This window comes from Micromonospora sp. AP08 (genome assembly GCF_008085935.1).
GTDB lineage: Bacteria > Actinomycetota > Actinomycetes > Mycobacteriales > Micromonosporaceae > Micromonospora > Micromonospora chersina.
Map to the genome: position 1 here is coordinate 54,441 of NZ_VSEZ01000010.1, position 26,079 is coordinate 80,519.

A 26,079-nucleotide genomic window follows, 5' to 3' on the forward strand; every position below is an offset into this window, starting at 1 on the left:
CTACGGTTGATCCCGTGGTGGGCACACAGCTGAACTGGGACCAGTACGCGACCGCGTGGGCGCGGCTGCACGGCGGCTTCGATCCCCGGGTGGCCGCGCCGGTGGTCCGCGCCTGGCTGCGCTTCGCCTACCACGTGGGCTACATCCTGGGCCGGCTGCGGATCGGCCCGACCCCGGTGACCGTGGTCGGCGTGCTGCTCTGCGTCTGCGTACCCCTGCTGGTGGGGCGGGCCGGCGACGGGCCGTTCCTGGGCGCCCTGTTCGTGCTGCTGGCCGCGGTGGCGGACAGCGTCGACGGCGCGGTGGCGGTGGCGACCAACCGCACCACCCGGCTGGGCTATGTCTACGACTCGGTGGCCGACCGGCTCGGCGAGGCCGCCTGGCTGACCGCGTTCTGGCTGCTCGGCGCGCCCGGCGCGCTGGTCGCCGCGGCCGGCGGCCTGTCCTGGCTGCACGAGTACGTGCGGGCCCGGGCGGTCTCCGCCGGGATGCGGGAGATCGGCGCGGTGACCGTGGGGGAGCGCCCTACGCGGGTCTGCGTGGCCCTGTTCGGGCTTGTGGTCGCCGGGCTCGCGGGGCTCCTCGACGCCGACCTGACCGCCGGCACGATCACGATGGCCACCACGGTCTGGGTGCTGCTGGCCGGCTTCGGTCTCGGCCAGTTGCTCTCCGCCGTCCGCCGCGCCCTCATCGACGCCGGCTGACCCCACCGGGGGGGCGACCTACCAGGCCGGGCCGATGGCGTCGGCGACGATCTCCGCCGACAGGGTGACCATGGGGAGGCCGCCGCCCGGGTGGCTGGAGCCGCCGACCAGCCAGAGCCCGGCCGCCGGTCCCCGGTTGGCCGGGCGGAGCAGCCCGCCCGCGGTGCCGTAGATCGCGCCGCCCGGCGCGCCGGTCGCCGCGTCCAGGTCGGCCGGGGTGCGGATCTCCCGGAACACCAGCCGGTCCCGCACGTCCACGCCCCGCTCGGCGAGCACGTCGAGGATCCGGTCGGCGTACGCCTCGGCCAGCCCCGGCCGCCGCCAGTCGACCGCGCCCGCGGCCGTGCCGTGCCGGGCCGCGTTGACCAGCACGAACCACGCCTCGTGCCCCTCCGGGCGGACCGCCGGGTCGTCGGCGACCGTGACGAAGACGGTCGGGTCGGGCGCCGGCCGGGCCCGGACGCCCCGCCCCGGGTCGCCGAAGACCGCGTCGAACTCGGCGTCGTTGTCGCGCGGGAAGAAGACGGTGTGGTGGGCCAGCCCGGTGTCGCCGCGGACGCCCAGCAGCAGCACGAATCCGGCCAGGCTGCGGTCGGTGAGCGCGGCCAGCCGGCGCGGGGTGGGCAGCAGGTCCCGGTAGACGGTCAGCGCGTCGACGTTGGCCACCACCACGTCGGCGGGGACGGGAGCGGCCATCCCGGCGAGGCGTACCCCGTGCACCCGGCCGCCGGCCGCGTCGATGCGGGTGACCGTGGCGCCGGTCCGCACCACCACGCCGAGGTCCAGGCAGCGCGACAGCAGCGCGTCGGCCAGGGTGCCCAGCCCGCCGCGCAGGTACCAGCCGCCGTACGCCAGTTCGGCGTAGGGCACGGCGACCAGCGCGGCCGGCGCGCGGCGCGGGTCGGCGCCGGTGTAGGTGGCGTACCGGTCGAGCAGCATCCGCAGCCGCGGGTCGGACAGGTGCCGGCGGCCCAGCCCGCGCAGGCTGCGGCCGGGGCCGATGGCGGCGAGGTCGCCCAGCCGCCAGGCCAGCGCGGCCAGGTCGCGCGGGGAGTCGACGGTGCGGCGCAGCACGTCCCGGTGGGAGGCCGCCCACACCCGGCCGGCCCGCTGCCAGAGCCGCTGCCAGTCGGCGGCGGCCCGGTCGCCGAGCGCCGCGCTGATCCGGGCGGTGAACTCGGCCGGGTCGGCGCAGGAGTCCAGGGTGGGGCCGCCGTCGGGGAAGACGTGCCGGACGATCGGGTCCAGCGGCACGAGGTCCAGGTACTCGTCGAGCTTCGCGCCGGTCGCCTCGAACAGGTCGTGGAACACCTGCGGCAGGGTGACCAGGCTCGGCCCGGTGTCGAAGAGCCACGACCCCTCGGGGGTGTAGTGCCGGTGCCGGCCGAGCTTCCCGCCGACGGTGTCGGCCCGTTCGAGGACGGTGACCTCGTGCCCGGTGACCGCCAGCCGCGCGGCGGTGGCCAGCCCGCCCACGCCGGCGCCGATGACCACGATCCGCGCCATGCCGCCCCCTCCTAGCTGACCGGGCGACCCCGCCAGGTGAGCCGGCGTCGCTTCCGCAGATGGTACGACCGGAGGGTCAGCCAACCGAGGACCACGACCGACACGGGGTGTGCCAGCGCGTCGGGCCACGCCCGCCCGCCGGTGGCCCGGGCGCTGACCGCCCGCCCCGCGACGCCGAGCAGGTAGCCGGCCAGCGCGAGCCCGGCCGTGACCGGCGCGCCGGCCACCAGGGCACCCACCGCGACCAGCGGGGGAGCGGTGTAGAGCAGGAGCAGCAGGGCCACCACCACCGCGGCGGCGCCCGGGTGCCCGAACGAGGCCCAGAGCGACTTGCCGTAGCCGTCGCGCAGCTGCGGCCAGCTCTCGTACATCCGGCAGGCGGCCAGCCGGGAGCCGTCGGCGAGGGCGATCCGGCCGCCGGAGCGCTTCACCGCCCGGGCCAGCTCGATGTCCTCCAGGACCCGGTCGGCGACCGCCGCGTGCCCGCCGGCCCGCAGGTAGCCGGCCCGGTCCACGACCAGGAACTGCCCGCCCGCCGCCGCGAGCGACGGCCGCGGCGAGCGTTCCATCGCGCGCAGCGGCAGGAAGGTCAGCCACAACCACTGGAGCAGCGGCTGCACGAGCCGGTCGGCCACCGTCCGCACCACGATCCGGGGGTACGGCGACAGCAGCGTCGCGCCCGCCGCGCGCAGTTCGGTCACCGCCGCCGCGACCGCGTACGGGGTGAGCACCACGTCGGCGTCGACGAAGGCCAGCACGGTCGGGGCCGGGTCGGTGCGGGTGGCGAGCTGCCAGCAGGCGTGCGGCTTGCCCAGCCAGCCGGGCGGCGGGGCGACCCCGGTGAGCAGGGTGAGCCTCGGGTCGTCGCCGGCCACCGCGCGGACCACCTCGGCGGTGCCGTCGGTCGAGCCGTCGTCGAGCACCACGATCCGCAGGTCCGGCACGCCGCGTTGGGCGAGCAGCGCCCGCAGGCACGGGGTGACCCGGTCGGCCTCGTCGCGCAGCGGCAGCAGCACCGCCACCGCCTCGGTGACCTCGACCGGGCCGGCGCCGGGGCGGCGCAGCCACGCGGTGGCGTTGACCAGCGTGTGCGCGGTGAGCGCGGCGACCGCCGCGACCAGGACGAGCGCCGGGATCATGCCGGCGCGTCGACGCGGGGCGCGGGTTGCGCCGCCCCGCGACCGGCCCCGTCCCGGCGCGCGTGCAGCAGCGTCACCGCCAGCGGCACGGCGGCCACCGCCATCCCGGCCGCGCCCCAGAGCGCCGAGGCGGGCAGCCGGAGGAAGACCGCGTGCGCCAGCACGCTGGAGGCGTACGTCCACAGGTAGAGCGCGAACATCGGGGCGTCCCGCCCGTCGGCGTGGTCGACGGCCGGCCCGGCGAGCGGGCGCAGCGCGGTCATGAGCAGCACCGCGAAGAGCAGCCAGCCCAGGTAGTTGCTGACCGGGATGCCGGGCAGGCCGGGCAGGGCCGGGGTGGCGTCCCGCCAGCGCCAGTAGCCCTCGCCCACCATCTGGGGGTCGAGGAAGAGGTCCCAGGCGGCCAGCCCGACCGCGGCCAGGGCGATCCGGCCCGGGCGGGAGCCGGTGAGCCGGACCGCGGTGAGCCAGGCCGGCCAGGCCATCCAGGTCCAGGCCAGCGGGATGATCAGCGGCACCCCGGCCAGCTTCGGGCCCAGCTCGCCGGAGTAGTCGTAGCTGCCGAACGGGAAGCCGGTGGCCACGCCGAGCGCCTCGATGGCGAACCCGCCGCCGGTGGCCACGGCGACCAGGGCGAGCGCGGTGCGCGTGCCCCGGCTGAGCAGGGCGTGCCCCACGGAGAGCAGCCAGCCGAGCACGACGGTGGCCACGGTCAGCCCGGCCCGGGTCGCGCCGCCGGTGAGCGGGTAGCAGATCTGGGCCAGGACCAGGACGGCCAGCAGCGCCCAGGGCAGCCGGCCCCGCCTCACGGCTTTTCCGGGGCCGGGGCGCCGCCCGCGCCCGGCGGGGGCAGCGGCAGGTCCCGGCCGAGCACGCCGAACGGCCGCTCGTCGCCGGGGAAGTGGAAGTGGCGCAGGATGTCGACGAAGCCGAACCGGCGGTAGAGCCGCCAGGCCCGGGACCGCTGCTCGTCGGCCTCCGGCGTGGAGAGCAGGGTGGTGCTGCCCTCGGCCATGGTGAGCAGGGCGCGCAGCTGGCCGGCGCCCAGGCCGTGGCCCTGCGCGGGCGGGCGGACGTGCAGTTCGACCACCTCGAAGCAGTGGGTCAGCCAGCGCTGCCGGGCCTCGCCGTCGAGGGCCCGGTGCACCTGGTCGTGCCACCACTGGCCGGCGGCGCCGAGGTAGCCGTACCCGAAGCCGGCCAGGTGGCCCTCGGTGGTGAGGCTGGCGACGGCGCGGAAGCCGGGCCGGCGGACGTGGGTGGCGATGTAGCCACGCCGGGCCTCCAGCAGGTCGGCGCGGTAGCCCATCGCCTCGCCGTAGACGGCCACCACGTCGTCCAGCCGCCGGACCAGATCGTCCGGCGTCCACCGCACCAACCTCATGCGTTCCCTCTCGCCGTTTCCGGGTCGCCTGCGGGGGCGGCCCACCCCAGCACCGTGCGGTCGCCGACCACGTCGCCCACCGCGAACCGCGCGAACAGTTCCTCCGCGTACCAGCCCTCGGTGGGGGTGCGGGTGATCGCGGCGCGGTGCTCCGGGTGACGGTACGCGAACGTGACCAGGTCCGCCGGGTCCTGCCACACGCTCACCGTGCCCTGCCAGCCCAGCGGGGCCTCGCCCACGCCGAACCGGGCGAGCAGCCCGGGCGCGTCGTGCAGGGCGGCGGCGACCGGCGGGATCGCCCGCCAGAAGGTGACCGCCCTACGGGCCCGCAGCCGGGCCCGGGTCAGCGCCAGCACCGGCCCGGTGACCCGCCCGCCGGACGGCTCGCCGAACGGCCGGCGGCCGGACCACTCGCCCCGGCTGGTCAGCGGGCGCAGCTCCACCCGGACGCCGGCCCGCGCCAGCCGGGCCCAGGAGCGGCCGACCGGGGAGGCGTCGAAGCCGGCCGCCGCGGCGGGGGAGTCCCACACCACGAGGGCGGCCCACCGGGTCAGGTCGGTGTCGCCGGGGCCGAAGCCGGTGCCGGTCCCGGTGCCGAGCAGCTTGGCGAACCGGACGCCGGGCATCCGGCGCAACCGCGCCGGGTGGGTCGCCATCCGGGCCAGCGCCCGGGGGACGGCCGTCCGGGGGATCCGCCACACGTGCAGCGTGACGAGTTCGGGAGTCACGCCACCTCGGTCGGGGCGCCGGAGGTGAGCCGCAGCAGCTCCGCGTACGTGGTGGGGAAGACCGCCTGCGGCACGCCGCCGGCCGCCCACACCTCGTGGTACGCCTCGAGCGCGGTGTCCACGAGGGTGCGCAGCGGCTGGGGGTGGCCGACCGGGGCGACCCCGCCGATCACCTGCCCGGTGTGCCGCTTCACGAAGTCCGGGGTGGCCCGGCGCAGGTGGGTGACGCCGAGGGACGCGGCCAGCTCGGCGGTGTCCACCCGGTGCGCGCCGGAGGTGAGCACCAGCAGCGGCGCGTCGTCGGCGTCGAAGACGAGCGAGTTGGCGATGGCGCCGACCTCGACGCCGAGCGCCGCGGCCGCCGCGGCGGCGGTGTGCACGGCCTCGGGCAGCAGGCGGACCTGGCTGGGCCCGCCGGAGGAGTCCCGCGCGCCCGCGTCGTCGAGCGTCCGCTGCACCGCCTGCACGTTCGGGTGTGGCTGCATGTCCCTCATTCTCCCCGGCCGTCCGGGCCGCGGCCGTCCACCCCGCCCGGGTGTCGGGGGCCGGCGGCGGCGCGGGTGGTGATGAGCGCCTCGACGCCGTCGAGGATGCGGGCCAGGCCGAAGTCGAGGGCCTGGTCGGGGGTGTCCGGGTCGATGCCGCGCAGGGCGGCCTCCAGGGCCGGGAACCGTTCCTCCCGGCCGCGGACGAGGACGCCGAAGGCGGCCTCCCGGCTCCCGCCGGGCGCGTCGTCCGGCGCGGCGTGTTGGGCCAGGTTGCGGGCGTGCCCGACCAGGAGCACCGCGACGTCGAGCTGCTCGGCGCCGGTCAGCCCGGTGCCGGCGAGGGCGGCCACCACCTGTTCCAGCCAGGCCAGCTCGTTCGGGCCGGGCACCCGGGGGCCGACGGTGGCCGCCTGGGCCCACGGGTGCCGGCGGAACCGGTCGAACAGCTGCCGGGCCCAGTCGTCGAGCCGGCCGCGCCAGTCGGCCCCGGGCGGCGGCGCGGGCGGCTCGCCGACCGCCGCCTCCAGCATGAGCGCCACCAGTTCGGCGCGGCCGGGCACGTAGCGGTAGAGCGCCATCTTGGTGACGTCCAGCGACTCGGCGACGCGCTGCATGGTCAGCCCGTCGAGCCCGTCGGCGTCGGCGATGGTGATGCCGGCCCGGGCGATCGCGGCGAGGGTGAGGGTGGGGCGCGGCCCGCGCCGGGGCCCGGTCGGGGCGCCCCACAGCAGCTCGTACAGCCGGCGTTGGTCGACGCCACCGGTCTCCACGGTCACCTCTCTTGTTCTCGGGCCGAAACTGTGTCTACAGTACTCTGTATCCGAGGGACACAGTTTAGGAACGGGGGAGGACATGCCCACTCCACTGCGCGGTTTCCGCGTGCTCGTCTCCGGCGCCGGGGTGGCCGGCCCGGCGGTGGCCTGGTGGCTGGCCCGGCACGGCGCCGAGGTCACCGTCGTCGAGGTCGCTCCCGCGCTGCGGACCAGCGGCTTCGCGGTCGACTTCCGCGGGCCGACCCACCTCGGCGTGCTCGCCGCCATGGGCGTGCTCGACGAGTTGCGCGCGGTGCAGACCCACGCCGGCGCGATGAGCCGGGTGGACGACCACGACCGGGAGGTCTTCCGGCTGCCCGCCGAGTTCGCCGGCGGCGAGCTGGAGGTCCGCCGCCGGGACCTGTCCCGGATCCTCCACGAGCGCGGCGCCGACCGGGTCGACCACCTGTTCGGCGAGCGGATCACGGCGCTCACCGAGACCGCCGACGGGGTGCGGGTCGACCTCGCCCGGGGCGCCTCCCGCACCGTCGACCTGGTGGTCGGTGCGGACGGGCTGCACTCCGGGGTGCGCCGGCTGGCGTTCGGGCCGGAGTCGGCGTACGTCACCCACCTCGGCTATCACCTGGCCGGCTGGGACCTGCCCAACGACCTCGGGGCGGGCCCGGTCCCGCGGCAGTACAACGTGCCCGGCCGGATGGCCAGCGTGGCCGCCGACCAGCGCGAGCCGGATCGGGCCACCGCACTGGTGGTGTTCGCCTCGCCCCGGCAGGACCACGACCGGCTCGACCTCGACCGGCAGAAGGCGCTGGTCGCCGACGCCTTCGCCGGGCTGGGCTGGCACGTGCCCCGGCTGCTGGCCGCCCTGCGGGACGCGCCCGAGCTCTACTTCGACGCGATCGCCCGGGTCGGCGTGCCCCGCTGGCACGCCGGCCGGGCCGTGCTGCTCGGCGACGCGGCCTGGGGGGTGACCCTCGGCGGGATGGGGGTGGGCACCGGCCTGGTCGGGGCGTACGTGCTCGCCGGCGAGCTGGCCCTGGCCGGCGGCGACCACCGGGTGGCGCTGCCCGCGTACGAGCGGCGGATGCGGGCCTACGCCGGCCGCTGGCAGCGCGGCGCCAGCCCCGGCCGGTTCCTCGCCCCGGCCACCGGCTGGGGGCTGTGGCTGCGCGACCGGCTGCTGGCCGCGCGCCCGGTCCAGTCGCTGCTGGTGCGGAGCACCGGGTCGCTGGCCACCGAGGCCGACCTGCCCGACTACGCGGCGCGGGTCTGAGCCGCCGCCCGGGAGCCGGGCCAGTCCGGGGTGGCCCGGACCTCGCCGGCGGCGTTCACCAGCAGGGCCGCGTACCCGTCCAGGGTGGCCAGCCAGTCCAGCGCGTCCGCGCCGCGGGCGACGGCCGCGGTGGCGTACACGTCGGCCCAGAGCAGCTCGGGGCCGACCACGGTGACCGACCGGACGGCCTCGGCCGGTCGGCCGGCGCGCGGGTCGGTGATGTGCGCGCCGCGCCGCGCGGTGCCCGACGTGGCGACCGCGCCGTGCGCGCGGGTGACGACGTCGAGCAGCCGCTCGGGGTGGTCCGGGTCCTCGATCCCGACCCGCCAGGCGGGCCGGCCCGGCGCGGTGCGCAGCAGCACGTCCCCGCCGGCGTTGAGGCACAGGTCGTGGTCGGGCAGCGCCAACCAGCGCGCGGCCCGCTCCACCGCCCACCCCTTGACCAGGCCGGACGGGTCGAAGCCGGTGCCTCCGCCGGGCAGCGGCAGCCGCCGGGCGTCGAACCACCCGCCGGTGCGGACGCGGGCCGCCTCGCACCGCTCGACCACCTCGCGCACCAGCGGCTCCGCGGCGGCCGGGTCGGGCATCGCCCCGCCGAGCCGGCCCAGCACGCTGTCCGGGCGGTACGTGCTGAACGTCGCGTCCACCGTGCGCAGCTCGGCGAAGACCCGCTCCACCCGCTCGGCCACCGCGTCGGTGCGCACCTCGGGGCCGCGCAGGTGCACGCTGACCGGCAGCCCCATCACCTGGACCACCCAGGCGCGCCGGTCGGGTTCCCTGGTCGGGTTCATCGCGTCCTCACTTCAGGTGCGCCGCGTCGATCGCGGACTGCAGGGACTCGCGGTAGCCGTCGCTGGTCACGGTGGCCCCGGAGACGGTGTCGATCCGCGCGCTCTGCGCCGCGAGGGCCGCCTGCCGCAGGATCGGCACCGCGTAGTCGTTGATCTCCTGGTCCCGGTGGTTGCCGTCGGGCACCTGCACCGCGGTGACATCGGTGATCTTCCCGCCGGAGACGGTGATCCGCACCTGCACCGGCCCCCACCGGGTCTGGGCCACCGACCCGGTGGCCGTGCCGCCGCCGCTCGACGTGTCGCCGCTCGACGAGCCGGATCCGTCGTCCGTGCCGGTCCAGGAGCTGCCGGCCGGGCCGTCCGAGCCGGAGGCGATCGCGCTGGTCTCCCCGCCCGCGCCCATGGTGCTGGTCTTGTAGCTGAACAGCAGCACCAGCGCGGCCACCGTGGAGAGCAGCCAGATGGTGATCCGTCGCACGGATCCTCCCTTCGCGCCTGTCACCAGGCGAAACGTTCGTGATGGAGGTGCGCCTCGGGGACCCCGGCCGCGCGGATCGCGGCGCGCGCGGCGTCGACCCAGCCGTCGGGTCCGCAGAGGAAGACGTCGTGGCCGGCCACGCCGGGGGAGAGCCGGCGCAGCGCCTCCGCGTCGGAGAGCCCTTCGGCGTAGGCCGGCAGCCAGGACGGGCGCGCCGCCCGGGGGCCGACCAGGTGGTGCACGACCAGCCCGCGCTCCGCGACGAGCCGGTCCAGCTCCGCCCGGAAGGCCAGGTCCTCGGGGGTACGCGCGCGGTAGAGCAGCACCGCCTGGCCGGACGCGTACGGCAGCTCCCAGAGCAGGGCCAGCAGCGGGGTGATGCCGACACCGCAGGCCAGCATGGTGATCCCGCCGCCGCGCCAGGGCTCCCCGGTGAGCCGCCCGTACGGCCCCTCGACGAGCACCCGCGTGCCGGGGCGCAGGCCGGCCACCCGGGCGCTGCCGTCGCCCAGGTCCTTGACCGTGATCCGCATGAGGTCGCCGTTCGGCGGCGCGGACAGCGAGTACGGGTGGGCCCGGGACCAGCCGGGGCCGTCCAGGAACCGCCAGAGCAGGAACTGCCCGGCCCGGACGGGCAGCCGGTGCAGGTGGCGCCCGCGCAGCCAGACCGAGGTGACGCCGGGCGCCTCGGTGACCACGGCGGCCACCTCGATCCGGTGCCGCAACGAGCGCCAGGCGGGCAGGCCCAGCCGCCAGACCAGCACGCTGGCCAGCGCCAGCAGGTAGACGGTCCACCAGTAGGCGCGGGCGAGCGGCGAGGCGACGAAGTCGGCGCCGGTCCAGAGCTGGTGCGGCAGCGCCAGGGCGACGCCCAGGTACGCGTACAGGTGCAGCAGGTGCCACGACTCGTAGCGCAGCCGGCGCCGGGCCGCGCGGACCGAGGTCACCACGACCAGCACGAGCAGGGCCAGCGCCGCGGTGGCCAGCAGCATCCCCGGGTACGTGACGACCAGGTCCCAGGTTTCGGCGAGCACTTCCCGGCGGGCGGTGCCGGCGTACCCGAGGACGGTCAGCAGGACGTGCGCCAGGAGCAGGTGGAACGAGGTGAAGCCGGTGAGCCGGTGCCAGCGGGCGATCCGGTCCTGGCCGAAGCGCCGCTCGATCAGCGGCACCCGGGCCATGAGCACCACCTGGATGAGCATGAGGTCGGCGCTGAGCAGGCCGGCGAGCCGGCCGAGCGAGGTGAGGCCGGTGGCCGCGCCGCCCAGCAGCTCCTGCACGCCGCGGTCGGCGGTCCAGAGCGCGGTGACCACCAGCAGGCTGAGCGCCGCGGCGGCGCCGGCCACGTCGGCCCACCAGGCCGGGGCGGCCGGCAGGGTCCGGCGTGGTGTCCGCCGGCCGGCGACGGCGGCGCTCACCGGGGTGTCTTCTCGGTACGGCTGACGTTCATGTCGTCAACCCTGCGAGCCGGAACTCGGCGGCTCCTTTGCCGACGCTGTGCGCGCGCTGGGAATCCACCGGCCGGCGCATCGACGCGCCGGTGCGTCACACGTTGCATTTTCGTCGGAGGGGGGGTGTACTGTCAGAGCAGTTAGAACGAGTGTTCGATTCGCTCGTACGCTCGTTCCAACGTCCGGGAGCGGTGTTTCGCGGCTCCGGCTCCCGGGAGGTGCGGTTCCGCGGACCGCACCGGGCTCCGGACAGTCGCGAGTCCGGACCCGTCAAGGCAGGATCGTCGCCCGCCGCCCACGACCCCCGGGCGGCGGGCGACGGACCCGCCGGTACGCCGGCCGGGTGTGGTGTGGGGAAGCGTCCACACCCGGCCGGCCCCCACCTGGTGCGTCTTCCTCCGCACCGCCCGTTCCGGGCGTCCCGGGCGACGGCTCCCCGTCGCGCGGCCGCCCCGCCCCGGCCCACGCGGAGGAGAGACCATGCCGACCAGTCCGGCCCAGGCGCCCACGGTGCCCGCGCACGTGCTGCCGCACCGCACCCCCGCCCAGCTGCTCGTGGTGGCCCGCCACGGGCTGGCCGAGGCCGCCCGGACCCGCCCCGACGGCCTCCGGTACGCCGCCGCCCACCTCGCCGCGCTGCGCGCCGCCGCCGCCCTGCTGGCCGCCCGCGCCCGCCCCGCGCCCACCCGGCGCAACCGGATCACCAGCGTCTGGGTGCTGCTCGCCGCCGTCGCCCCCGAGCTGGACGAGTGGGCGGCCTACTTCGCCGCCGGCGCCGGCAAGCGGGCCGCCGCCGAGGCCGGCATCCCCCGGGTGGTCACCGCCCGGGAAGCCGACGACCTGCTCCGCGCCGCCGAGGAGTTCGTGACCGTGGTGGAGACCGCGCTCGGCCTGGCACACCAACCGGCGCTCGACGGGCTGCAACAGCCCACCCGGCTCGGCAGGTCCGACGCCACGCCCCGGCCCGGAGCGGCCGCCGCCTGAGCCGCGGCGCCCGGCCACCACCGGCGGGACCCCGGGTGGCCGGGCGCCGCACCCCGGCGACGGCGAGCACGCCGCCGCCGGACCGCTGAGCGCGTCCCGCACCGCACGATCCACAGCACCATCCACGGGCCGGCGCCCGTGGTGAACACACGACGGGGGGTTGGTCCGATGGCGGGCCGCATGGTGGTCGGTTCCGCCGCCCTGGCCGAGCTGGTACGCCCGGCGAGCGCGCCCGACCCGGCCGGCGGCCACCGGGTGCTCCCCGTCCGGGCCGAGCTGACCGGGCTGCTGCCCAACCGCGGTCTGCGGCGCGGCAGCACCATCGCGGTCGGCGCCGGCCAGCCCCGGCGCAGCGGCGCCACCTCCCTGATCCTCGCCCTGCTCGCCGAGGCGTCCCGGGCCGGCTCGTGGTGCGCCGTGGTGGGCGTACCCACCTTCGGGGCCGGCGCGGCGGCCGAGGCCGGCATCGCCCTGGACCGGCTCGCCCTCGTGCCGAACCCCGGACCGGAGTGGCCCACCGTCGTCGCCGCGCTCATCGACGGGGTCGACGTGGTGGTCACCGCCGTGCCGACCACGGTCTCCGCCTCGGTCGCCACCCGGCTGGCCGCCCGGGCCCGGCAGCGCGGCAGCGTGCTCGTCCCGTACGGCCGGTGGGACGGCGCGGACGTGACGCTCCAGGTGGTCCGCGGGGTCTGGGAGGGGCTCGGGCCGGGCCGGGGCCGGCTGCGCCGCCGGGAGGTGACCGTCTCGGCCCGCGGCCGGGGCGCGGCAGCCCGCCCCAAGGAGATCAAGGTCTGGCTGCCCGGCGACGAGCTGACCCGGGTGATCCCCCGCTCGACCGGCGCCGGCGCCGTCGGTGCCGCCGCGCCCCGTCGGCTCCGCGTCGTGGCCCCGGCCGCCGCCGTCCGGCCGCTCACCGTGGTCGGGTCGGCATGAGCGGCGCTCCGGCGCGGACCCTGCTGCTCTGGTGCCCCGACTGGCCGGTCCTCGCCGCCGAGATCGTCGACGGGGTGCCGGCCACCGACCCGGTCGCGGTGCTGCACGCCAACCGGGTGGTCGCCTGCTCCGAGCGGGCCCGCGCCGAGGGTGTCCGCCGGGGGCTGCGCCGGCGGGAGGCGCAGGGGCGCTGCCCGCAGCTCACCGTCGTCGACCACGACCCCGCCCGGGACGCCCGGGCGTTCGAGCCGGTGGTGGCCGCCGTCGAGGAGGTGGTCGCCGGGGTCGAGGTGATCCGCCCCGGGGCCTGCGCGCTGGCCGCCCGGGGCCCCAGCCGCTATCTCGGCGGCGAGGAGGCGGCGGCCGAGCGGATCGTCGAGCACGTCGCACAGACCTGCGCGGTGGAGAGCCAGGTCGGCATCGCCGACGGGGTCTTCGCGGCCGGGCTGGCCGCCCGGGACGGGCGGATCGTGCCCCCCGGCGGGACCCCGGAGTTCCTGGCCGGCCTGCCCGTCGAGGCGCTCGGCCGGCCCACCCTGACCGACCTGCTGCGCCGGCTGGGCGTACGCACCCTCGGCGACTTCGCCGCCCTGCCCGCCGGGGACGTGCTGGCCCGGTTCGGCTTCGACGGGGCGCTGGCCCACCGGCTGGCCGCCGGCCGGGACCACCGGCCGCTCGCGGTCCGGCAGCCGCCCGCCGACCTGACCGTCACCGCCGACCACGACGAGCCGATCGACCGGGTCGACGCCGCGGCGTTCGCCGCCCGCACGTTGGCCGAGCAACTGCACGAGCGGCTCGCCGCGCACGGGCTGGCCTGCACCCGGCTCGGCATCGAGGCGGTCACCGCGCACGGCCAGGAGCTGCACCGGGTCTGGCGGCACGACGGCCTGCTCACCGCCGCGGCCATCGCCGACCGGGTCCGCTGGCAGCTCGACGGCTGGCTCTCCGGCAGCAACGGCCGGGGCGGCGCGCGCCCGGCCCGCCCCACCGCCGGGATCATCCGGCTGCGGCTGGTGCCGGACGGGGTGCTCGCCCAGGCCGGCCTGCAACCCGGCCTGTGGGGGGAGACCGGCGAGGAGCGGGAGCGGGCGCACCGCGCGTTGAGCCGGGTGCAGGGCATCCTCGGCCCCGAGGCGGTGGTCACCGCCGTGCTCGGCGGCGGGCGTTCCCCGGCCGACCAGGTGCGTCTGGTCCCGTGGGGCGACGAGCGCCTGCCCGCCCGCCCCGGCCCACCACCCCTGCCGGCCGCCGAGCCTCCGCCGCCCGCCGCCGCACCGGAACGGGCCGTGTCCACCCGTTCCCGGGCGGCGGCGTCGACGCCGGTGCCGCCGTGGCCGGGGCGGATCCCGCCACCCGCGCCGGCCGTGGTGCTGCCCACCCCGCTGCCCGCCGCCGTGCACGATGCCGCCGGTGAGCCGGTCGTGGTCAGCGCCCGGCTGGCGGTCAGCGCCGCGCCGGCCCGGCTGACCGTCGGCGCCGGCCGGCCGGCCGACATTGCCGGGTGGGCCGGCCCGTGGCCGGTGGACGAGCGCTGGTGGGCGCCGGCCGAGGCCCGCCGCCGGGCCCGGTTCCAGGTCTGCCTGGCCGACGGGGCCGCCCTGCTGCTCGCCGTCGAGGGCGGCCAGTGGCTGGTGGAGGCGATCTATGACTGAGCGGCGTGCCTGGACCATGGGCCGTGCCTCAGCCACGCGCCCTGCGCTGGCCACGCGCCCTGCTCTGGCCGGGGGCCGTGCCCCGGCCGCGCGGCACGCCGACCTGCCACCCCGGCTTCCACCCGTCGGAGGCTACGAACTTGATGACGTGAACGGATCGCCATCCGCTCCCGCTCCCGCGCCCGCTTCCGCTCCCGCGCCCGCTTCCGCGCCCGCTCCCGTGATTCATTCGCATCATCAAGTTCGTAGCCGGCCAAGGGTCATCCGCCTCCTGGCCGGGGCGGAATCAGATCTTGGAGGAATTCGGCCCCTCCAGGGGCCGCGAGGTGCCAAGATCTCGACGCGGAACCGCCGGGGAGGCGGCCGGTGAGCTTCCACAACCCGAAGATGCCCTGGTCGGAGCTGGAGCAGGTGCTCTCCGGCCGGCCCGGCGGGCGATCCGGCAAGGGGCGGCCCAGGGGCGAGCGGCACCTGCACGTGGTGGACCCGCTCGCGGTCGACGCCGACGGCGGCGACTCCCCGGCGTGGAGCCGCAAGCGCCAGGAGTACGCGCCGCCGGAGCTGTCCCGCCCGGACGACGCGGTGCCCTACGCGGAGCTGCACGCGCACTCCAACTTCAGCTTTCTCGACGGCGCCAGCCACCCCGAGGAGCTGGCCGAGGAGGCCGCCCGGCTGGGGCTCACCGCGCTCGCCGTCACCGACCACGACGGCTTCTACGGCGTGGTGCGCTTCGCCGAGGCGGCCCGCGCGCTGCACCTGCCGACGGTCTTCGGCGCGGAGCTCTCCCTCGGGCTGCCCGGCCCGCAGAACGGCGAGCCGGACCCGCGCGGCGCGCACCTGCTGGTGCTGGCCCACGGCCACGAGGGGTACGCCCGGCTCGCCGCCACCATCGCCCGGGCCCAGCTGCGCGGCGGCGAGAAGGGCCGCCCGGTCTACGGCGAACTGGAGGAGGTGGCCGCCGAGCTGCGCGACCACGTGCTGGTGCTCACCGGCTGCCGCAAGGGGCACGTGCCCGCCGCGCTGCTCACCGAGGGAGTCGACGCGGCGGCCCGGGAGCTGGACCGGCTCACCGAACTTTTCGGCGCCGAGACGGTGGCGGTGGAGCTGACCGACCACGGCCACCCGCTCGACGCCGACCGCAACGACGCGCTGGCCGAGCTGGCCGCGGCGGCGGGGCTGCCCACGGTGGCCACCAACAACGTGCACTACGCCACCCCCGGCCGGCGCCGGCTGGCCACCACGGTGGCGGCGGTGCGGGCCCGGCGCAGCCTGGACGAGATCGACGGCTGGCTGCCCGCCGCCGCCACCGCCCACCTGCGCAGCGGCGCGGAGATGGCGGCGCGGTTCGCCGCGTACCCGGGGGCGGTGGCCCGGGCCGCCGAGTTCGGCGCGGAACTCGCCTTCGACCTGCAACTGGTGGCGCCGCAGCTGCCGGCGTACCCGGTGCCGCCGGGGCACACCGAGATGACCTGGCTGCGGCACCTGACGATGCAGGGGGCCCGGGAGCGGTACGGGCCGCCCGAGGCGCACCCGGAGGCGTACGCGCAGCTGGAGCACGAGCTGCGGATGATCGAGGACCTGGGCTTCCCCGGCTACTTCCTGGTGGTCTACGACATCGTCGCGTTCTGCCGCGAGCAGGACATCTACTGCCAGGGCCGGGGCTCGGCGGCCAACTCGGCGGTCTGCTACGCGCTGCGGATCACCAACGTGGACGCGGTGCGCCACCGGCTGCTCTTCGAGCGGTTCCTCGCGCCGGAGCGGGACGGCCCGCCCGACATCGACGTGGACATCGAGTCCGACCGCCGGGAGGAGGTGATCCAGCACGTCTACGCCCGGTACGGCCGGGAGCACACCGCCCAGGTCGCCAACGTCATCTCCTACCGGCCGCGGTCGGCGGTGCGGGACGTGGCCAAGGCGTTCGGCTTCTCGCCCGGGCAGCAGGACGCCTGGAGCAAGCAGATCGACCGCTGGGGCTCGGTCGCGGCGGTCGACGTCGAGGACATCCCCGAGCAGGTGGTGGCGTACGCCAACGAGCTCCAGACGTTCCCCCGGCACCTGGGCATCCACTCCGGCGGCATGGTGATCTGCGACCGGCCGGTGATCGAGGTCTGCCCGGTGGAGTGGGGCCGGATGCCCGGCCGCAGCGTGCTCCAGTGGGACAAGGACGACTGCGCCGCCGTCGGCCTGGTCAAGTTCGACCTGCTCGGCCTCGGCATGCTCTCCGCGCTGCACTACGGCTACGACCTGATCGGGATGAGCCTGGACCTGGGCGACATGACCCTGGACGACCCCGAGGTCTACGACATGCTCTGCCGGGCCGACTCGGTCGGGGTGTTCCAGGTGGAGAGCCGCGCCCAGATGGCCACCCTGCCCCGGCTCAAGCCCCGCGAGTTCTACGACCTGGTGGTGGAGGTGGCGCTGATCCGTCCCGGCCCCATCCAGGGCGGCTCGGTGCACCCCTACATCCGGCGCAAGAACGGCCAGGAGCCGGTGACGTTCGCGCACCCGCTGATGCGCAACGCGCTGGAGAAGACCCTCGGCGTGCCGCTGTTCCAGGAGCAGCTCATGCAGCTCGCCATCGACCTGGCCGGCTTCGACGCGGCCGGTGCCGACCAGCTGCGCCGGGCCATGGGGGCGAAGCGCTCGGTGGAGCGGATGGCGCAGATCGCCGACCGGCTCTACGCCGGGATGGCCGAGCGGGGCATCACCGGCGAGCTGGCCGACGACGTCTACCGCAAGCTCACCGCGTTCGCCAGCTACGGCTTCCCGGAGAGCCACGCCATGAGCTTCGCCTACCTCGTGTACGCGAGCTCCTGGCTGAAGCGCTACCACCCGGGCCCGTTCCTGGCCGCGCTGCTCAACGCCCAGCCGATGGGCTTCTACTCGCCCCAGACCCTGGTCGACGACGCCCGCCGGCACGGCGTCGAGGTCCGCCGGCCGGACATCAACGCCAGCGGCGCGAAGGCGGTGCTGGAGTCCACCCCGGAGACCCGGTGGGGGAGCCAGCCGGGCGAGCCGCCGCACGCCTGGGGGCTGGGCGGCCCGGCGGTCCGGCTGGGGCTGGGCAGCGTACGCACCCTCGGCGACGACGTGGCCGAGCGGATCGAGGCGGAGCGGACCGCCCACGGGCCGTACCGGGACATGCCGGACCTGGCCCGCCGGGCCGGCCTGACGGCGGCGCACCTGGAGGCGCTGGCCACCGCCGACGCCTTCGCCTGTTTCGGGCTGACCCGGCGGCAGGCCCTCTGGGCCGCCGGCGCGGCCGCCCAGGACCGGCCGGGCCGGCTGCCCGGCACGGTGACCGGCACGACCCCGCCCACCCTGCCCGGGATGGAGGCGGTGGACCGCCTGGTCGCCGACGTCTGGGCCACCGGCCTGTCCCCGGAGAGCCACCCGGCCCGGTTCATCCGGGACCGGCTGGACGCCCTGGGCGCGGTGCCGATCGCCCGGCTGGGCCGGGTGGAGCCCGGGCAGCGGATCCGGGTCGGCGGGATCGTCACCCACCGGCAGCGCCCGGCGACCGCCGGCGGGGTCACCTTCCTCAACCTGGAGGACGAGACCGGCATGCTGAATGTCACTTGCTCCCCGGGGCTCTGGCAGCGCTACCGTCGAATCGCCCGCACCAGCGGCGCGCTGGTGGTGCGGGGCCGGTTGCAGCGGCACGAGGGCGTCACCAGCCTCACCGCGGACCGGCTGGACGCGATCGAGCCGCCCGTCACGCCGGCGTCCCGGGATTTCCGTTGAGATCAGTGATCCACATTACGGTTTCCCGGCCCCGGACGCGGGAGACTCCCGGGCACGGATGGGCAGAGTGGCCCACCCGCGTAGTGGGGGATGAACCGATGACCTTTCACAGCACGTACCCCGGTGGCGTGGCGAACGCCCGACGGACCCGGCTGGGCGCCGGCTGGGCGCCCACCCACGAGGTGGAGCCCCGGGAATACCAGGTGACCGACGGGCCGGTGGCCAACGCCCAGCGGTCCCGCGCCGAGGAGGACCCCGCCGGCGGTGGCGAGTCCTGACCCCGGGCCCGGGGGTGACTAGGCTCGGCGGCGTGGAGCGCACCCGAACCCTGACCCCCCGCACCGCCGTGATCTGGGCGGTGCTCCGGGCCGAGCTGGACCGGCGGGCCGGCGAGCGGCTCACCGTGCTCGACGTCGGCGGCGGGACCGGCGGCTTCGCCGTCCCGCTCGCCGACGCCGGCCACCGGGTCACCGTGGTCGACGCCAGCCCCGACGCGCTCGCCGCGCTGACCCGCCGGGCCGCCGAGGCCGGGGTCGCCGAGCGGGTACGCGCGGTGCAGGGCGACGGCGACGCGCTCGCCGGGCTGGTCGAGCCGGCCACCGTCGACCTGGTGCTCTGCCACTCGGTGCTGGAGGTGGTGGACGATCCCGCCCCGGTGGTCGCCGCGCTCGCCGCCGCCCTGCGCCCCGGTGGCGCGGCCAGCGTGCTGGTCGCCGGCCGGGCCGCCGCCGTGCTGGCCCGGGCCATGAACGGCCACCTGGACGTGGCCGCCGCGCTCGCCGCCGACCCGGCCGGCGCCGCCGGCCCCCGGGACACCCTGCGCCGCCGCTACGACGCCGACGGCGCCACCGCCCTGCTCGCCGCCGCCGGGCTCACCGTCGAGGAGATCCACGGCGTACGCGTGCTCGCCGACCTGCTCCCGGCCGCCGTGGCCGACGGCCAGGCGGCCGCCCTGGTCGAGCTGGAACGGGCCCTCGCCGCCCGGCCGCCCTACCGCGACCTCGCCGCCCAGCTGCACCTGTTCGCCCGCCGCCCGGCATGACCGGCCCGGCGGTGGGTCCGCTCGACCGGGTCGCGCCCCGCTACGGCGGCGGCAGCCTGGTCGACGTGCTGCCCAGCGCGCTGGCGCTGCTCGGCGTGCCCGGCGCCGCCGACCTGCTCGGCCTGGCGCCCCGGCTGGCCGGGGTGCGCCGGGTCGCCGTGCTGCTGGTCGACGGGCTCGGCTGGTACCAGATTCCCACCGCGGCCCCGTACGCGCCGACCCTCGCCGGGCTGGCCGCCACGGTCGGCGTCCCGCTCACCTCGGGCTTCCCCTCCACCACCCCGACCAGCCTGGTCAGCCTCGGCACCGGCACCCCGTCCGGGCCGCACGGGGTGCTCGGCTTCAAGGTCCGGGTGCCCGGCACCGACCGGGTGCTCAGCCACATCGAGTGGGCCGGCGACCCGGAGCCGCTGCGCTGGCAGCCCGTCGCCACCTGGTACGAGCGGGCCCGCGCCGCCGGGGTGGCGGTCACCGTGGTCAGCCGCCCGGAGTACGCCGGCAGCGGCCTCACCCTGGCCGCGAACCGGGGCGCCGACTACCGGGGCGCGGCCGGTGTCGACCCGCTCGCGGAGCGGATGCTCGCCGCCCTGGCGGCCGGTCCCGGGCCGACCCTGGTCTCCGGCTACCACCCCGACCTGGACCGGCACGGGCACCTCACCGGCGTGGACTCCGCGCCCTGGCGGCTGGCCGCCGCCGAGGTGGACCGGCTGCTCGCCCGGCTGGTCGACGGGCTGCCGCCGGACGCCGCGCTGCTGGTGACCGCCGACCACGGGCAGCTCAACGTGCCCGACGAGCACCGGATCGACCTCGACACCGATCCCCGGCTGCGGGCCGGCGTCCGGGTGGTGGCCGGCGAGCCCCGGGCCCGCTACCTGCACGTCGAGCCGGGCGCCACCGCCGACGTGGTGGCCGCCTGGTCGGCGGTGCTGGACGGCGCCGCCCGGGTGCTGACCCGGGCGGAGGCGGTGGCGACCGGCTGGTTCGGGCCGGTGCCGGAGGCGCACCTGGGCCGGATCGGCGACGTGGTGGTGGTCTGCCGCGACACGTACGCGGTGGTCGCCACCCGCTCGGAGAAGCCGATGGAGTCCCGGCTGGTCGCGTACCACGGCGCGGACACCGCCGCCGAGATGACCATCCCGCTGCTGGTGGTCCGCGGCTGACGCGATCCGGGCCGGTCGGGCGGCGGGACTGTCGGACCGGGCGGCTAGCCTGCGGGGATGGGCCGCAGCCAGTCGTTGCCCCGGGGCGGTGATCCGCGCTTCGGGCCGGACGCCGACGACACCGGCTGCCCGATCCTGCACGTCGACATGGACGCCTTCTTCGCCTCGGTGGAGGTGCGCCGCCGCCCCGAGCTGCGCGGCCAGCCGGTCGTGGTGGGCGGGATCGGTCCGCGCGGGGTGGTCAGCTCGGCCAGCTACGAGGCCCGCCGCTACGGCGTCCGCAGCGCCATGCCCACGGCCCGGGCCCGGGCGCTCTGCCCGCAGGCCGTCTACCTGCCACCGGACTTCACCGCCTACTCGGCCGCCTCGCGGGCGGTGATGCGGATCTTCCGCGACGTCACCCCGCTGGTCGAGCCGCTCTCCCTGGACGAGGCGTTCCTCGACGTGGCCGGCGCCCGGCGGCTCTTCGGCGCCCCCACCGAGATCGCCCGGCTGATCCGCCGCCGGGTGGCCGAGGAGCAGGAGCTGACCTGTTCGGTCGGGGTGGCGCCGAGCAAGTTCGTGGCCAAGCTCGGCTCCACCCGCGCCAAGCCGGACGGCCTGCTCGTGGTGCCCGCCGCCCGGGTGCTGGAGTTCCTGCACCCGCTGCCGGTGGCGGCACTGTGGGGGGTGGGTGAGCGGTCCGCGGAGGCGCTGCAACGGCTCGGCCTGCGCACCGTGGGCGACCTGGCCGAGGCGCCGCCGGGCCTGCTCCGCCGAGCGGTGGGGGAGGCGTCCGCCGGGCACCTGCACGAGCTGGCCTGGGGGCGGGACCCGCGCCGGGTCTCCCCGGAGCACGTGGAGAAGTCGATCGGCGCCGAGGTCACCTTCGACACCGACGTCACCGACCCGGCGGAGATCCGCCGCGCGCTGCTCGCCCTCGCCGAGAAGGCCGGCGCCCGGCTGCGGGCGGCCGGTCAGGTGGGGCGGACCGTGTCGCTCAAGGTCCGGTTGGCCGACTTCCGCACGGTCAGCCGCTCCCGCACCCTCGGTGTGCCCACCGACACGGCCCGGGAGATGTTCGACACGGCCTGGGCGCTCTGGACCGCCCTCGCTCCGGGCGAGCCGGTCCGTCTGGTCGGCGTCCGGATGGAGGGGCTCGCCGCGGCGGAGGAGACGCCGCAGCAGCTCACCCTGGGCGCGCCGGAGCGCGGCTGGCGGGAGGCGGAGGCGGCGGCCGACGCGGCGGCCGCCCGATTCGGGCGGTCCGTCATAGGTCCGGCCAGTCTTCTCGGCAGGCGTGACACCCGGCGCGGCGAAAAACCGACCCGGCCGTAGGTCGTCCCGCTTTCCGACGCGCGAGCCCCCTCGTAGACTTGCGGGTAAGCAGCCGGATGGCTGCCACGGTCTGTCGGCCCGACCGGGCCGACCAACGTGACCGGGGAGGAGTGCCGTGCCGCTCTCGGAGCACGAGCAGCGGCTGTTCGAGCAGATCGAGCGGTCGCTTGCCGAGGACCCCAAATTCGCCTCGGCCGTGCGCGCCAGCGACCCGCGTTTCCACGCGCGGCGTCGCGTGCTCGTCGCTGCCGGCGTGGTCATCGCTGGTCTGGCCCTGTTGATCTACGGTGCCGTGATCAAGACGCCCCCGCTGGCCGTGGCGGGCTTCGTCGTCATGCTGGCCTCGTTGGGTTACGCGGTGCAGTCGCACCGCCGATCCCAGTCGCCCGACCTGCACGTGGTCGGCGGCACGACGAGCCGTCGTCCCCGTGGCCGCAGCGGCCGCCGGGGCTCCTTCCTCGACCGGATGGAGGACCGCTGGCGGCAGCGCCCGGAGGGCCACCGCTGAGCACCTCCCGCCTGTGACGGGCGGGGCCTAGCGCGACGACGGGTCGCCGGCACGCCCGGCGACCGTGGCCGCTTCCGCGCGCCCTGATCCTCCCCGATCCGTGCGTCTACGCCGCGCCCGCGCCCCACTCCGTGCCCTCACGCCTCACTCCGCGCTCGCGCGTGGCGCCGGGGACGGGACGTCGTTGGGACCCGGTCCGGCCCGTCGGCGGGGGAGCGCCGGCGGGCGGAACCGGGTCAGCGGGCCGGGCGGCCCGCCAGGAGACGACGCGGGTTCCAGCGCAGCAGTCGCTGCCGCACCTGCCCGGTCGTGGTGACCAGTCGGGTCGAGCGGTCGGTCAGGGCGGTCCGCCAGCGCAGCAGCACCGACGGCGGCAACAGGGCCGCCAGCAGCCGGGTACGCCGGTCCGCCCGGGCCGCGAGGGCGCCGCGCACCGACCGCAGGGCCGGGTGCAGCTCCTCGCCGGTCAGCGGGTCGCGGGCGTAGCGGGCCCGCTCCTCCGCCCGGCCCAGCAGCCGGACCCCGGTGATCGCCCCGGCGTCCTCGACCAGCGCCTCCCGGGCCAGCCGCTCGGCGGTCGTGCGGGGTGTCTCCGTCCGGTCCACCCGGACGTGGAAGTCGACAAGGGTGTCGATCAGCTCGTCCCAGGCGGCGTGCGCGTCCGCGCGGGCCTGGTCGGCGTCCACGCCGACCACGATCTCGCGCGCCTCGCCCCGCTGCCCGGGCACGGCGGCCAGGGTGGTGGCCGCGGGCACGGTCGCCCGGGCGCGCCGGCGCCGGCGCAGCGCGGAGCGGCGCAGGGCCGGCACCGCGAGCAGCGCCAGCAGGGCGAGCGCCCCGGCCACCCACCACGGCCACACCGGGTTCTGCCGGGTCGGGCCGTTGTCGCCGACGGCCAGGCCCTGGTCGGCGTCCTTGTCGAGGCGGTCCGGGTCCTCCGCGCTGGCCGACGGGTCGGCGCCGTCGGGGGCGGCGGTGCTGCCCGGCAGGGGGGTGACCTCCTCGGGGGCGTCGGTGTCCGGGGCCCAGGCCGAGCGGACGGACCCCACGACGCTCGCCGCCGGGGTCGCGTCGAACGGCACCCAGCCGATCCCGTCGCCGAAGAAGACCTCGGTCCAGGCATGCAGGTTCCGGTTGGTCAGCACGTACGTGCCATTGCCGGAGTTGCTGCCGTTGCTGAAGCCGAACGCCACCCGGGCCGGGATGCCGGCCGACCGGACCAGCCAGGCCATCGCTGCGGCGTACTGCTGGCAGTAGCCCACCTTGGTGGCGAGGAAGTCGGTGATGTCGTCCCCGCTGGTGCCGCCCCGGGTGGACAGCGAGTAGGTGAACCCGTTCTCCACCGAGAAGTAGTCGTAGATCGCCCGGACCTTGTCGTAGTCGTTCGTCCGGCCCTTGACGAGCTGTTCGACCAGCCGGTCGACGGCCCGGACGGACGGCGTGACGGTCTGCTGCCGCCGCACCGGGTCGTCGGCCAGCAGCGACGGCGCCGCCCGCAGCGCCGCCGGGCTGAACGTCGAGCGGACGTAGTCGAACGAGTAGCGCTTGCCCCGGGCGTTGTCCCGGTTGGAGAAGACGATCTGGAGGTTCGTGTCGTAGAGCCAGTTGCCGCTCACGTCCGCGGTCTTCACCGGCTCGGCGTAGATGGGCAGCAGCGGCATGTTGAGGTTCTTGCTCACCTCGACGCTGGCCCGGTAGCGCTGCCGTTCCACGCCCCGCCCACCGCGCTCCACCGGGTCGGGCAGGTTCCGGTTGGCCGGCTTGCCGGTGGGCACCCGAACCCGGAAGCCGTCCGGCCGCAGCTCGTCGGCGACCCCGAAGCGCAGGTAGAACGGAGCCGGCTCGTTGGTGCTGACCTTGACCAGCTCGGTCACCTCGGACTGGTTGAGCTGGCCGCTGAGCGCGGCGAACAGGTCGATCCGGCCGGGGCTTCCCCCCTGGCCCGGCCGCCCGTCGCCGGTGCCCGTGCCGTTGCCGACGGCGTCCATCAGCCCGCCGGTCATCCCGGGCACGACCAGCGGCAGGGCCACCGCGAGGGCCACCCCGACCACGGCCAGCCGCCGGCCCGCCGCGGCCAGCGGCGACGCCTCCCAGACGTCGACGTCGCGCCCCTCGCCGGTGAACCGCCGGCCGAACCGGCGTACGCGGTCGACGTTGTCGGTGACCAGCAGCCACAGGTAGCCGCAGGCGCCCACCACGAACGGGGTGGCGGGGACGCTGTCCACGTAGATCGCCACCGGCACCGAGTAGATGGCCAGCATGGGCAGCCCGGCCAGCGCGGGCCGGCGCAGCCCGACGGTGAGCACGTCCACCACGATGGCCACCGCGCCGATGCCCAGCACGGCGAGGAAGAGCAGCGAGTCGACGTCGGGCACCTGCACGCCGTACGAGCGCATGTCGGGCAGCGAGGCGTTCAGCAGGTCGCCGAAGTGGGCGAAGGTGGCCGGGGTGGGCACGAACGCGAAGAACTCGGTGCCGCCCGGGAAGACCCAGGTCAGGGCGAGCGTGAGACCGGCCAGCATGGCCAGCACCTGGCCCCACAGCGGCGCCCGGGCCAACCGGCTCAGCGCGGCCGCGCCGGCCACCACGGCCACCACGATGGCCGCCTGGATGAGCCACGTCCAGCGCTCGAAGATCACCGACAGCGGGGCCGCCGCCAGCAAAGTCGCCGCCGCGGCGACGAAGCCGAGGTTGCGGTGGGCGGTCACGCGTCCTTCCTTTCGGTCATCGCACGCCTCCGGCGACCGTCTCGGCCAGCGCCGCCCGCAGCGCGAAGCCCTGCGAACCGCGGGCCGCCTGCGGCCAGAGCACCGGCAGCCGGTTGCCGTGCTCCACGCCGATCACCCGCCAGCCGCTCTGCAGCAGGGCGAGCGCGGCGGCGCCGTGCGCGTGCTCCGCCTCGGCCCGGGCCTTCGGCGGCAGGTTCAGCCAGGTGTTGCTGTCGAGCAGGAAGCCCACGCAGGTCGCGCCGCTGGTGCGCAGCCCGGCCAGCAGCTCCGCCTCGGCGGTGCTCAACGTGCCGAGCAGCGCGATGATCAGGCCGCCGTCGGCCCGCTGCCGGACCTGCTGCACCAGCGTGGTCAGCTCACCGCGCTTGTCCAGGTGCACCTCGGCGAGGTGGTCGAGGAGCACGCCCTCGCCGCCGGCCTCGGTGGCGTCCACGTCCGCGCCGTTGCCGGTGACCAGGCGCAACTTGTAGCCGGCCTGGCGCAGGTGCACGGCGACGCTGGCGGCGGTGGAGACGGCCCACTCGAAGCTCGCCGTGGGCCCCTCGCCCCGGTGCCCGGCGGCGCGGGTGTCCAGCACCACGGTGGCCCGGCTCTCCCAGGGCTGTTCCTCCCGGCGCACCATGAGCTCGCCGGTGCGGGCCGTCGACTTCCAGTGCACCCGGCGCAGGTCGTCGCCCATCCGGTACTCCCGGGTGGCCGCGTCGTCCTCGCCGTGCACCGCCACCGACCGGGCCCGGCTGTCGCCGCTGCCCGCGTACTCGCCGGGGAGGCGGACCGAGGGCAGCGGGGTGACCTGCGGGATCACCGTGAGGTGGTCGGTGCTGGGGAAGGCCCGGCTCAGCTCGCACAGGCCGAACGGGTCGGTCAGCCGGATCACCAGCGGGCCGACCTCGTAGCGGCCGCGCACGTCGGCGCGGACCGTGTACGCCACCGAGCTGGCCTGGTGGGCGCCGAGGCGCTCCAGCACCACCCGCGGCCGGCTGCCGAGCGCGTAGGGCAGCCGGTCCTCCAGCAGCAGCGTGCCGGTGGGCAGCCGGGACAGGTTCTGCAGCCGCAGCACCACCCGGGAGCTGGCCCCGACCGGCACCCGGTGCGGCTCCAGCGACCGGTTGCAGGCGAGCTTGTAGCGGCTGCGCCCGACGTAGGCCGCCGCGAGCAGCGGCAGGATGGCGAGCAGGACGGCCACGCGGAGCAGGTCCTTCTCGCCCAGGATGGCGGCGGAGATCGCGGCGGCGACCGCGGCCGCCAGGAAGGAGCGGCCGCGGGTGGTCAGCCCTCGCAGCCCGTCGCGCACC

The 26,079-nt window shown here is 76.8% G+C and carries 23 protein-coding genes; 11 read left to right on the forward strand and 12 right to left on the reverse strand.

Going from position 1 to position 26,079, the window contains the following annotated elements; genetic code table 11:
* Window positions 1-14 precede the first annotated feature (14 nt).
* The gene (locus FXF50_RS18315; RefSeq protein WP_091320230.1) at window positions 15-704 is read left to right on the forward strand and encodes a CDP-alcohol phosphatidyltransferase family protein; all 690 of its coding nucleotides are present in this window, start codon (window positions 15-17) and stop codon (window positions 702-704) included.
* A gap of 18 nt (window positions 705-722) precedes the next feature.
* Here FXF50_RS18315 and FXF50_RS18320 read toward each other — a convergent pair whose 3' ends face one another.
* From FXF50_RS18320 to FXF50_RS18350, 7 genes are read right to left on the reverse strand one after another with little or no spacing between them, the layout of a single operon-like run.
* The gene (locus FXF50_RS18320) at window positions 723-2,210 is read right to left on the reverse strand and encodes an NAD(P)/FAD-dependent oxidoreductase (protein ID WP_148429414.1); all 1,488 of its coding nucleotides are present in this window, start codon (window positions 2,208-2,210) and stop codon (window positions 723-725) included.
* Between the two features lie 11 nt (window positions 2,211-2,221).
* Window positions 2,222-3,349 (reverse strand): glycosyltransferase family 2 protein, encoded by a 1,128-nt coding sequence (locus tag FXF50_RS18325; protein WP_148429416.1) that lies wholly within the window; start codon window positions 3,347-3,349, stop codon window positions 2,222-2,224.
* Window positions 3,346-4,158 (reverse strand): carotenoid biosynthesis protein, encoded by an 813-nt coding sequence (locus tag FXF50_RS18330; RefSeq protein WP_148429418.1) that lies wholly within the window; start codon window positions 4,156-4,158, stop codon window positions 3,346-3,348. The genes FXF50_RS18325 and FXF50_RS18330 overlap by 4 nt, the downstream gene beginning before the upstream one ends.
* Window positions 4,155-4,733 carry a GNAT family N-acetyltransferase gene (locus FXF50_RS18335; protein WP_148429421.1) on the reverse strand — a complete coding sequence of 193 codons (579 nt, stop codon included), beginning with the start codon at window positions 4,731-4,733 and terminating at the stop codon, window positions 4,155-4,157. Before FXF50_RS18335 ends, FXF50_RS18330 begins: the two co-directional genes overlap by 4 nt.
* Window positions 4,730-5,461: a monooxygenase gene (locus tag FXF50_RS18340; RefSeq protein WP_148429423.1), complete on the reverse strand. Its 732-nt coding sequence runs from the start codon at window positions 5,459-5,461 to the stop codon at window positions 4,730-4,732. The genes FXF50_RS18335 and FXF50_RS18340 overlap by 4 nt, the downstream gene beginning before the upstream one ends.
* Window positions 5,458-5,946: a YbaK/EbsC family protein gene (locus FXF50_RS18345; RefSeq protein WP_148429426.1), complete on the reverse strand. Its 489-nt coding sequence runs from the start codon at window positions 5,944-5,946 to the stop codon at window positions 5,458-5,460. Before FXF50_RS18345 ends, FXF50_RS18340 begins: the two co-directional genes overlap by 4 nt.
* Before the next feature lie 5 nt (window positions 5,947-5,951).
* Window positions 5,952-6,725, reverse strand: a complete 774-nt coding sequence (locus tag FXF50_RS18350; RefSeq protein WP_255510100.1) for a TetR/AcrR family transcriptional regulator — start codon at window positions 6,723-6,725, stop codon at window positions 5,952-5,954.
* A 76-nt stretch (window positions 6,726-6,801) separates the two neighbouring features.
* On the opposite strand from FXF50_RS18350, the gene FXF50_RS18355 reads away from it, so the two are divergent.
* Entirely contained in the window at window positions 6,802-7,992 is a 1,191-nt protein-coding gene (locus tag FXF50_RS18355; RefSeq protein WP_148429431.1) for an FAD-dependent monooxygenase, read from the forward strand.
* Here FXF50_RS18355 and FXF50_RS18360 read toward each other — a convergent pair.
* From FXF50_RS18360 to FXF50_RS18370, 3 genes are read right to left on the reverse strand one after another with little or no spacing between them, the layout of a single operon-like run.
* A complete protein-coding gene (locus FXF50_RS18360; protein ID WP_148429434.1) occupies window positions 7,974-8,783 on the reverse strand; it encodes an FAD:protein FMN transferase in 810 nt (269 codons plus the stop codon). The two genes, FXF50_RS18355 and FXF50_RS18360, sit on opposite strands and share 19 nt — an antisense overlap.
* A 7-nt stretch (window positions 8,784-8,790) precedes the next feature.
* Window positions 8,791-9,261 (reverse strand): FMN-binding protein, encoded by a 471-nt coding sequence (locus tag FXF50_RS18365; protein ID WP_148429448.1) that lies wholly within the window; start codon window positions 9,259-9,261, stop codon window positions 8,791-8,793.
* 20 nt (window positions 9,262-9,281) lie between these two features.
* Window positions 9,282-10,679: a ferric reductase-like transmembrane domain-containing protein gene (locus tag FXF50_RS18370; protein WP_255510101.1), complete on the reverse strand. Its 1,398-nt coding sequence runs from the start codon at window positions 10,677-10,679 to the stop codon at window positions 9,282-9,284.
* 513 nt (window positions 10,680-11,192) lie between these two features.
* Between FXF50_RS18370 and FXF50_RS18375 the strand changes: the two genes are divergently transcribed.
* From FXF50_RS18375 to FXF50_RS18420, 9 genes are all read left to right on the forward strand, one after another.
* Window positions 11,193-11,696: an SAV_6107 family HEPN domain-containing protein gene (locus tag FXF50_RS18375; RefSeq protein WP_148429451.1), complete on the forward strand. Its 504-nt coding sequence runs from the start codon at window positions 11,193-11,195 to the stop codon at window positions 11,694-11,696.
* A 168-nt stretch (window positions 11,697-11,864) separates the two neighbouring features.
* Complete coding sequence (locus tag FXF50_RS18380) at window positions 11,865-12,632, forward strand: hypothetical protein (protein WP_148429454.1); 768 nt, start codon at window positions 11,865-11,867, stop codon at window positions 12,630-12,632.
* Window positions 12,629-14,284, forward strand: coding sequence for a DNA polymerase Y family protein (locus tag FXF50_RS18385; protein WP_148429456.1), 1,656 nt, complete (start codon window positions 12,629-12,631; stop codon window positions 14,282-14,284). The genes FXF50_RS18380 and FXF50_RS18385 overlap by 4 nt, the downstream gene beginning before the upstream one ends.
* 366 nt (window positions 14,285-14,650) lie before the next feature.
* On the forward strand, window positions 14,651-18,028 hold the full coding sequence (locus FXF50_RS18395; RefSeq protein ID WP_148429459.1) for an error-prone DNA polymerase: 3,378 nt from the start codon (window positions 14,651-14,653) through the stop codon (window positions 18,026-18,028).
* Window positions 18,029-18,126: 98 nt separating this feature from the next.
* Window positions 18,127-18,306 (forward strand): hypothetical protein, encoded by a 180-nt coding sequence (locus FXF50_RS18400; RefSeq protein WP_091268414.1) that lies wholly within the window; start codon window positions 18,127-18,129, stop codon window positions 18,304-18,306.
* A gap of 14 nt (window positions 18,307-18,320) precedes the next feature.
* Complete coding sequence (locus tag FXF50_RS18405) at window positions 18,321-19,070, forward strand: methyltransferase domain-containing protein (protein ID WP_187399724.1); 750 nt, start codon at window positions 18,321-18,323, stop codon at window positions 19,068-19,070.
* A complete protein-coding gene (locus FXF50_RS18410) occupies window positions 19,067-20,230 on the forward strand; it encodes an alkaline phosphatase family protein (protein ID WP_148429462.1) in 1,164 nt (387 codons plus the stop codon). The genes FXF50_RS18405 and FXF50_RS18410 overlap by 4 nt, the downstream gene beginning before the upstream one ends.
* A 57-nt stretch (window positions 20,231-20,287) precedes the next feature.
* Entirely contained in the window at window positions 20,288-21,547 is a 1,260-nt protein-coding gene (locus FXF50_RS18415; RefSeq protein WP_148429464.1) for a DNA polymerase IV, read from the forward strand.
* Between the two features lie 115 nt (window positions 21,548-21,662).
* Complete coding sequence (locus tag FXF50_RS18420) at window positions 21,663-22,055, forward strand: DUF3040 domain-containing protein (protein ID WP_148429467.1); 393 nt, start codon at window positions 21,663-21,665, stop codon at window positions 22,053-22,055.
* 236 nt (window positions 22,056-22,291) lie between these two features.
* On the opposite strand, the gene FXF50_RS18425 is transcribed toward FXF50_RS18420, so the two are convergent.
* The gene (locus FXF50_RS18425; RefSeq protein ID WP_148429469.1) at window positions 22,292-24,763 is read right to left on the reverse strand and encodes a DUF3488 and transglutaminase-like domain-containing protein; all 2,472 of its coding nucleotides are present in this window, start codon (window positions 24,761-24,763) and stop codon (window positions 22,292-22,294) included.
* A 16-nt stretch (window positions 24,764-24,779) separates the two neighbouring features.
* A complete protein-coding gene (locus FXF50_RS18430) occupies window positions 24,780-26,078 on the reverse strand; it encodes a DUF58 domain-containing protein (protein WP_148429472.1) in 1,299 nt (432 codons plus the stop codon).
* Window position 26,079: the final 1 nt, after the last annotated feature.

Coding starts and splice junctions, on each gene's coding strand:
- FXF50_RS18320 (WP_148429414.1), bottom strand. CDS start 2,210: ATGGCGCGGATCGTGGTCATCGGCGCCGGCGTGGGCGGGCTGGCCACC.
- FXF50_RS18325 (WP_148429416.1), bottom strand. CDS start 3,349: ATGATCCCGGCGCTCGTCCTGGTCGCGGCGGTCGCCGCGCTCACCGCG.
- FXF50_RS18335 (WP_148429421.1), bottom strand. CDS start 4,733: ATGAGGTTGGTGCGGTGGACGCCGGACGATCTGGTCCGGCGGCTGGAC.
- FXF50_RS18345 (WP_148429426.1), bottom strand. CDS start 5,946: ATGCAGCCACACCCGAACGTGCAGGCGGTGCAGCGGACGCTCGACGAC.
- FXF50_RS18355 (WP_148429431.1), top strand. CDS start 6,802: ATGCCCACTCCACTGCGCGGTTTCCGCGTGCTCGTCTCCGGCGCCGGG.
- FXF50_RS18360 (WP_148429434.1), bottom strand. CDS start 8,783: ATGAACCCGACCAGGGAACCCGACCGGCGCGCCTGGGTGGTCCAGGTG.
- FXF50_RS18375 (WP_148429451.1), top strand. CDS start 11,193: ATGCCGACCAGTCCGGCCCAGGCGCCCACGGTGCCCGCGCACGTGCTG.
- FXF50_RS18380 (WP_148429454.1), top strand. CDS start 11,865: ATGGCGGGCCGCATGGTGGTCGGTTCCGCCGCCCTGGCCGAGCTGGTA.
- FXF50_RS18385 (WP_148429456.1), top strand. CDS start 12,629: ATGAGCGGCGCTCCGGCGCGGACCCTGCTGCTCTGGTGCCCCGACTGG.
- FXF50_RS18400 (WP_091268414.1), top strand. CDS start 18,127: ATGACCTTTCACAGCACGTACCCCGGTGGCGTGGCGAACGCCCGACGG.
- FXF50_RS18410 (WP_148429462.1), top strand. CDS start 19,067: ATGACCGGCCCGGCGGTGGGTCCGCTCGACCGGGTCGCGCCCCGCTAC.
- FXF50_RS18415 (WP_148429464.1), top strand. CDS start 20,288: ATGGGCCGCAGCCAGTCGTTGCCCCGGGGCGGTGATCCGCGCTTCGGG.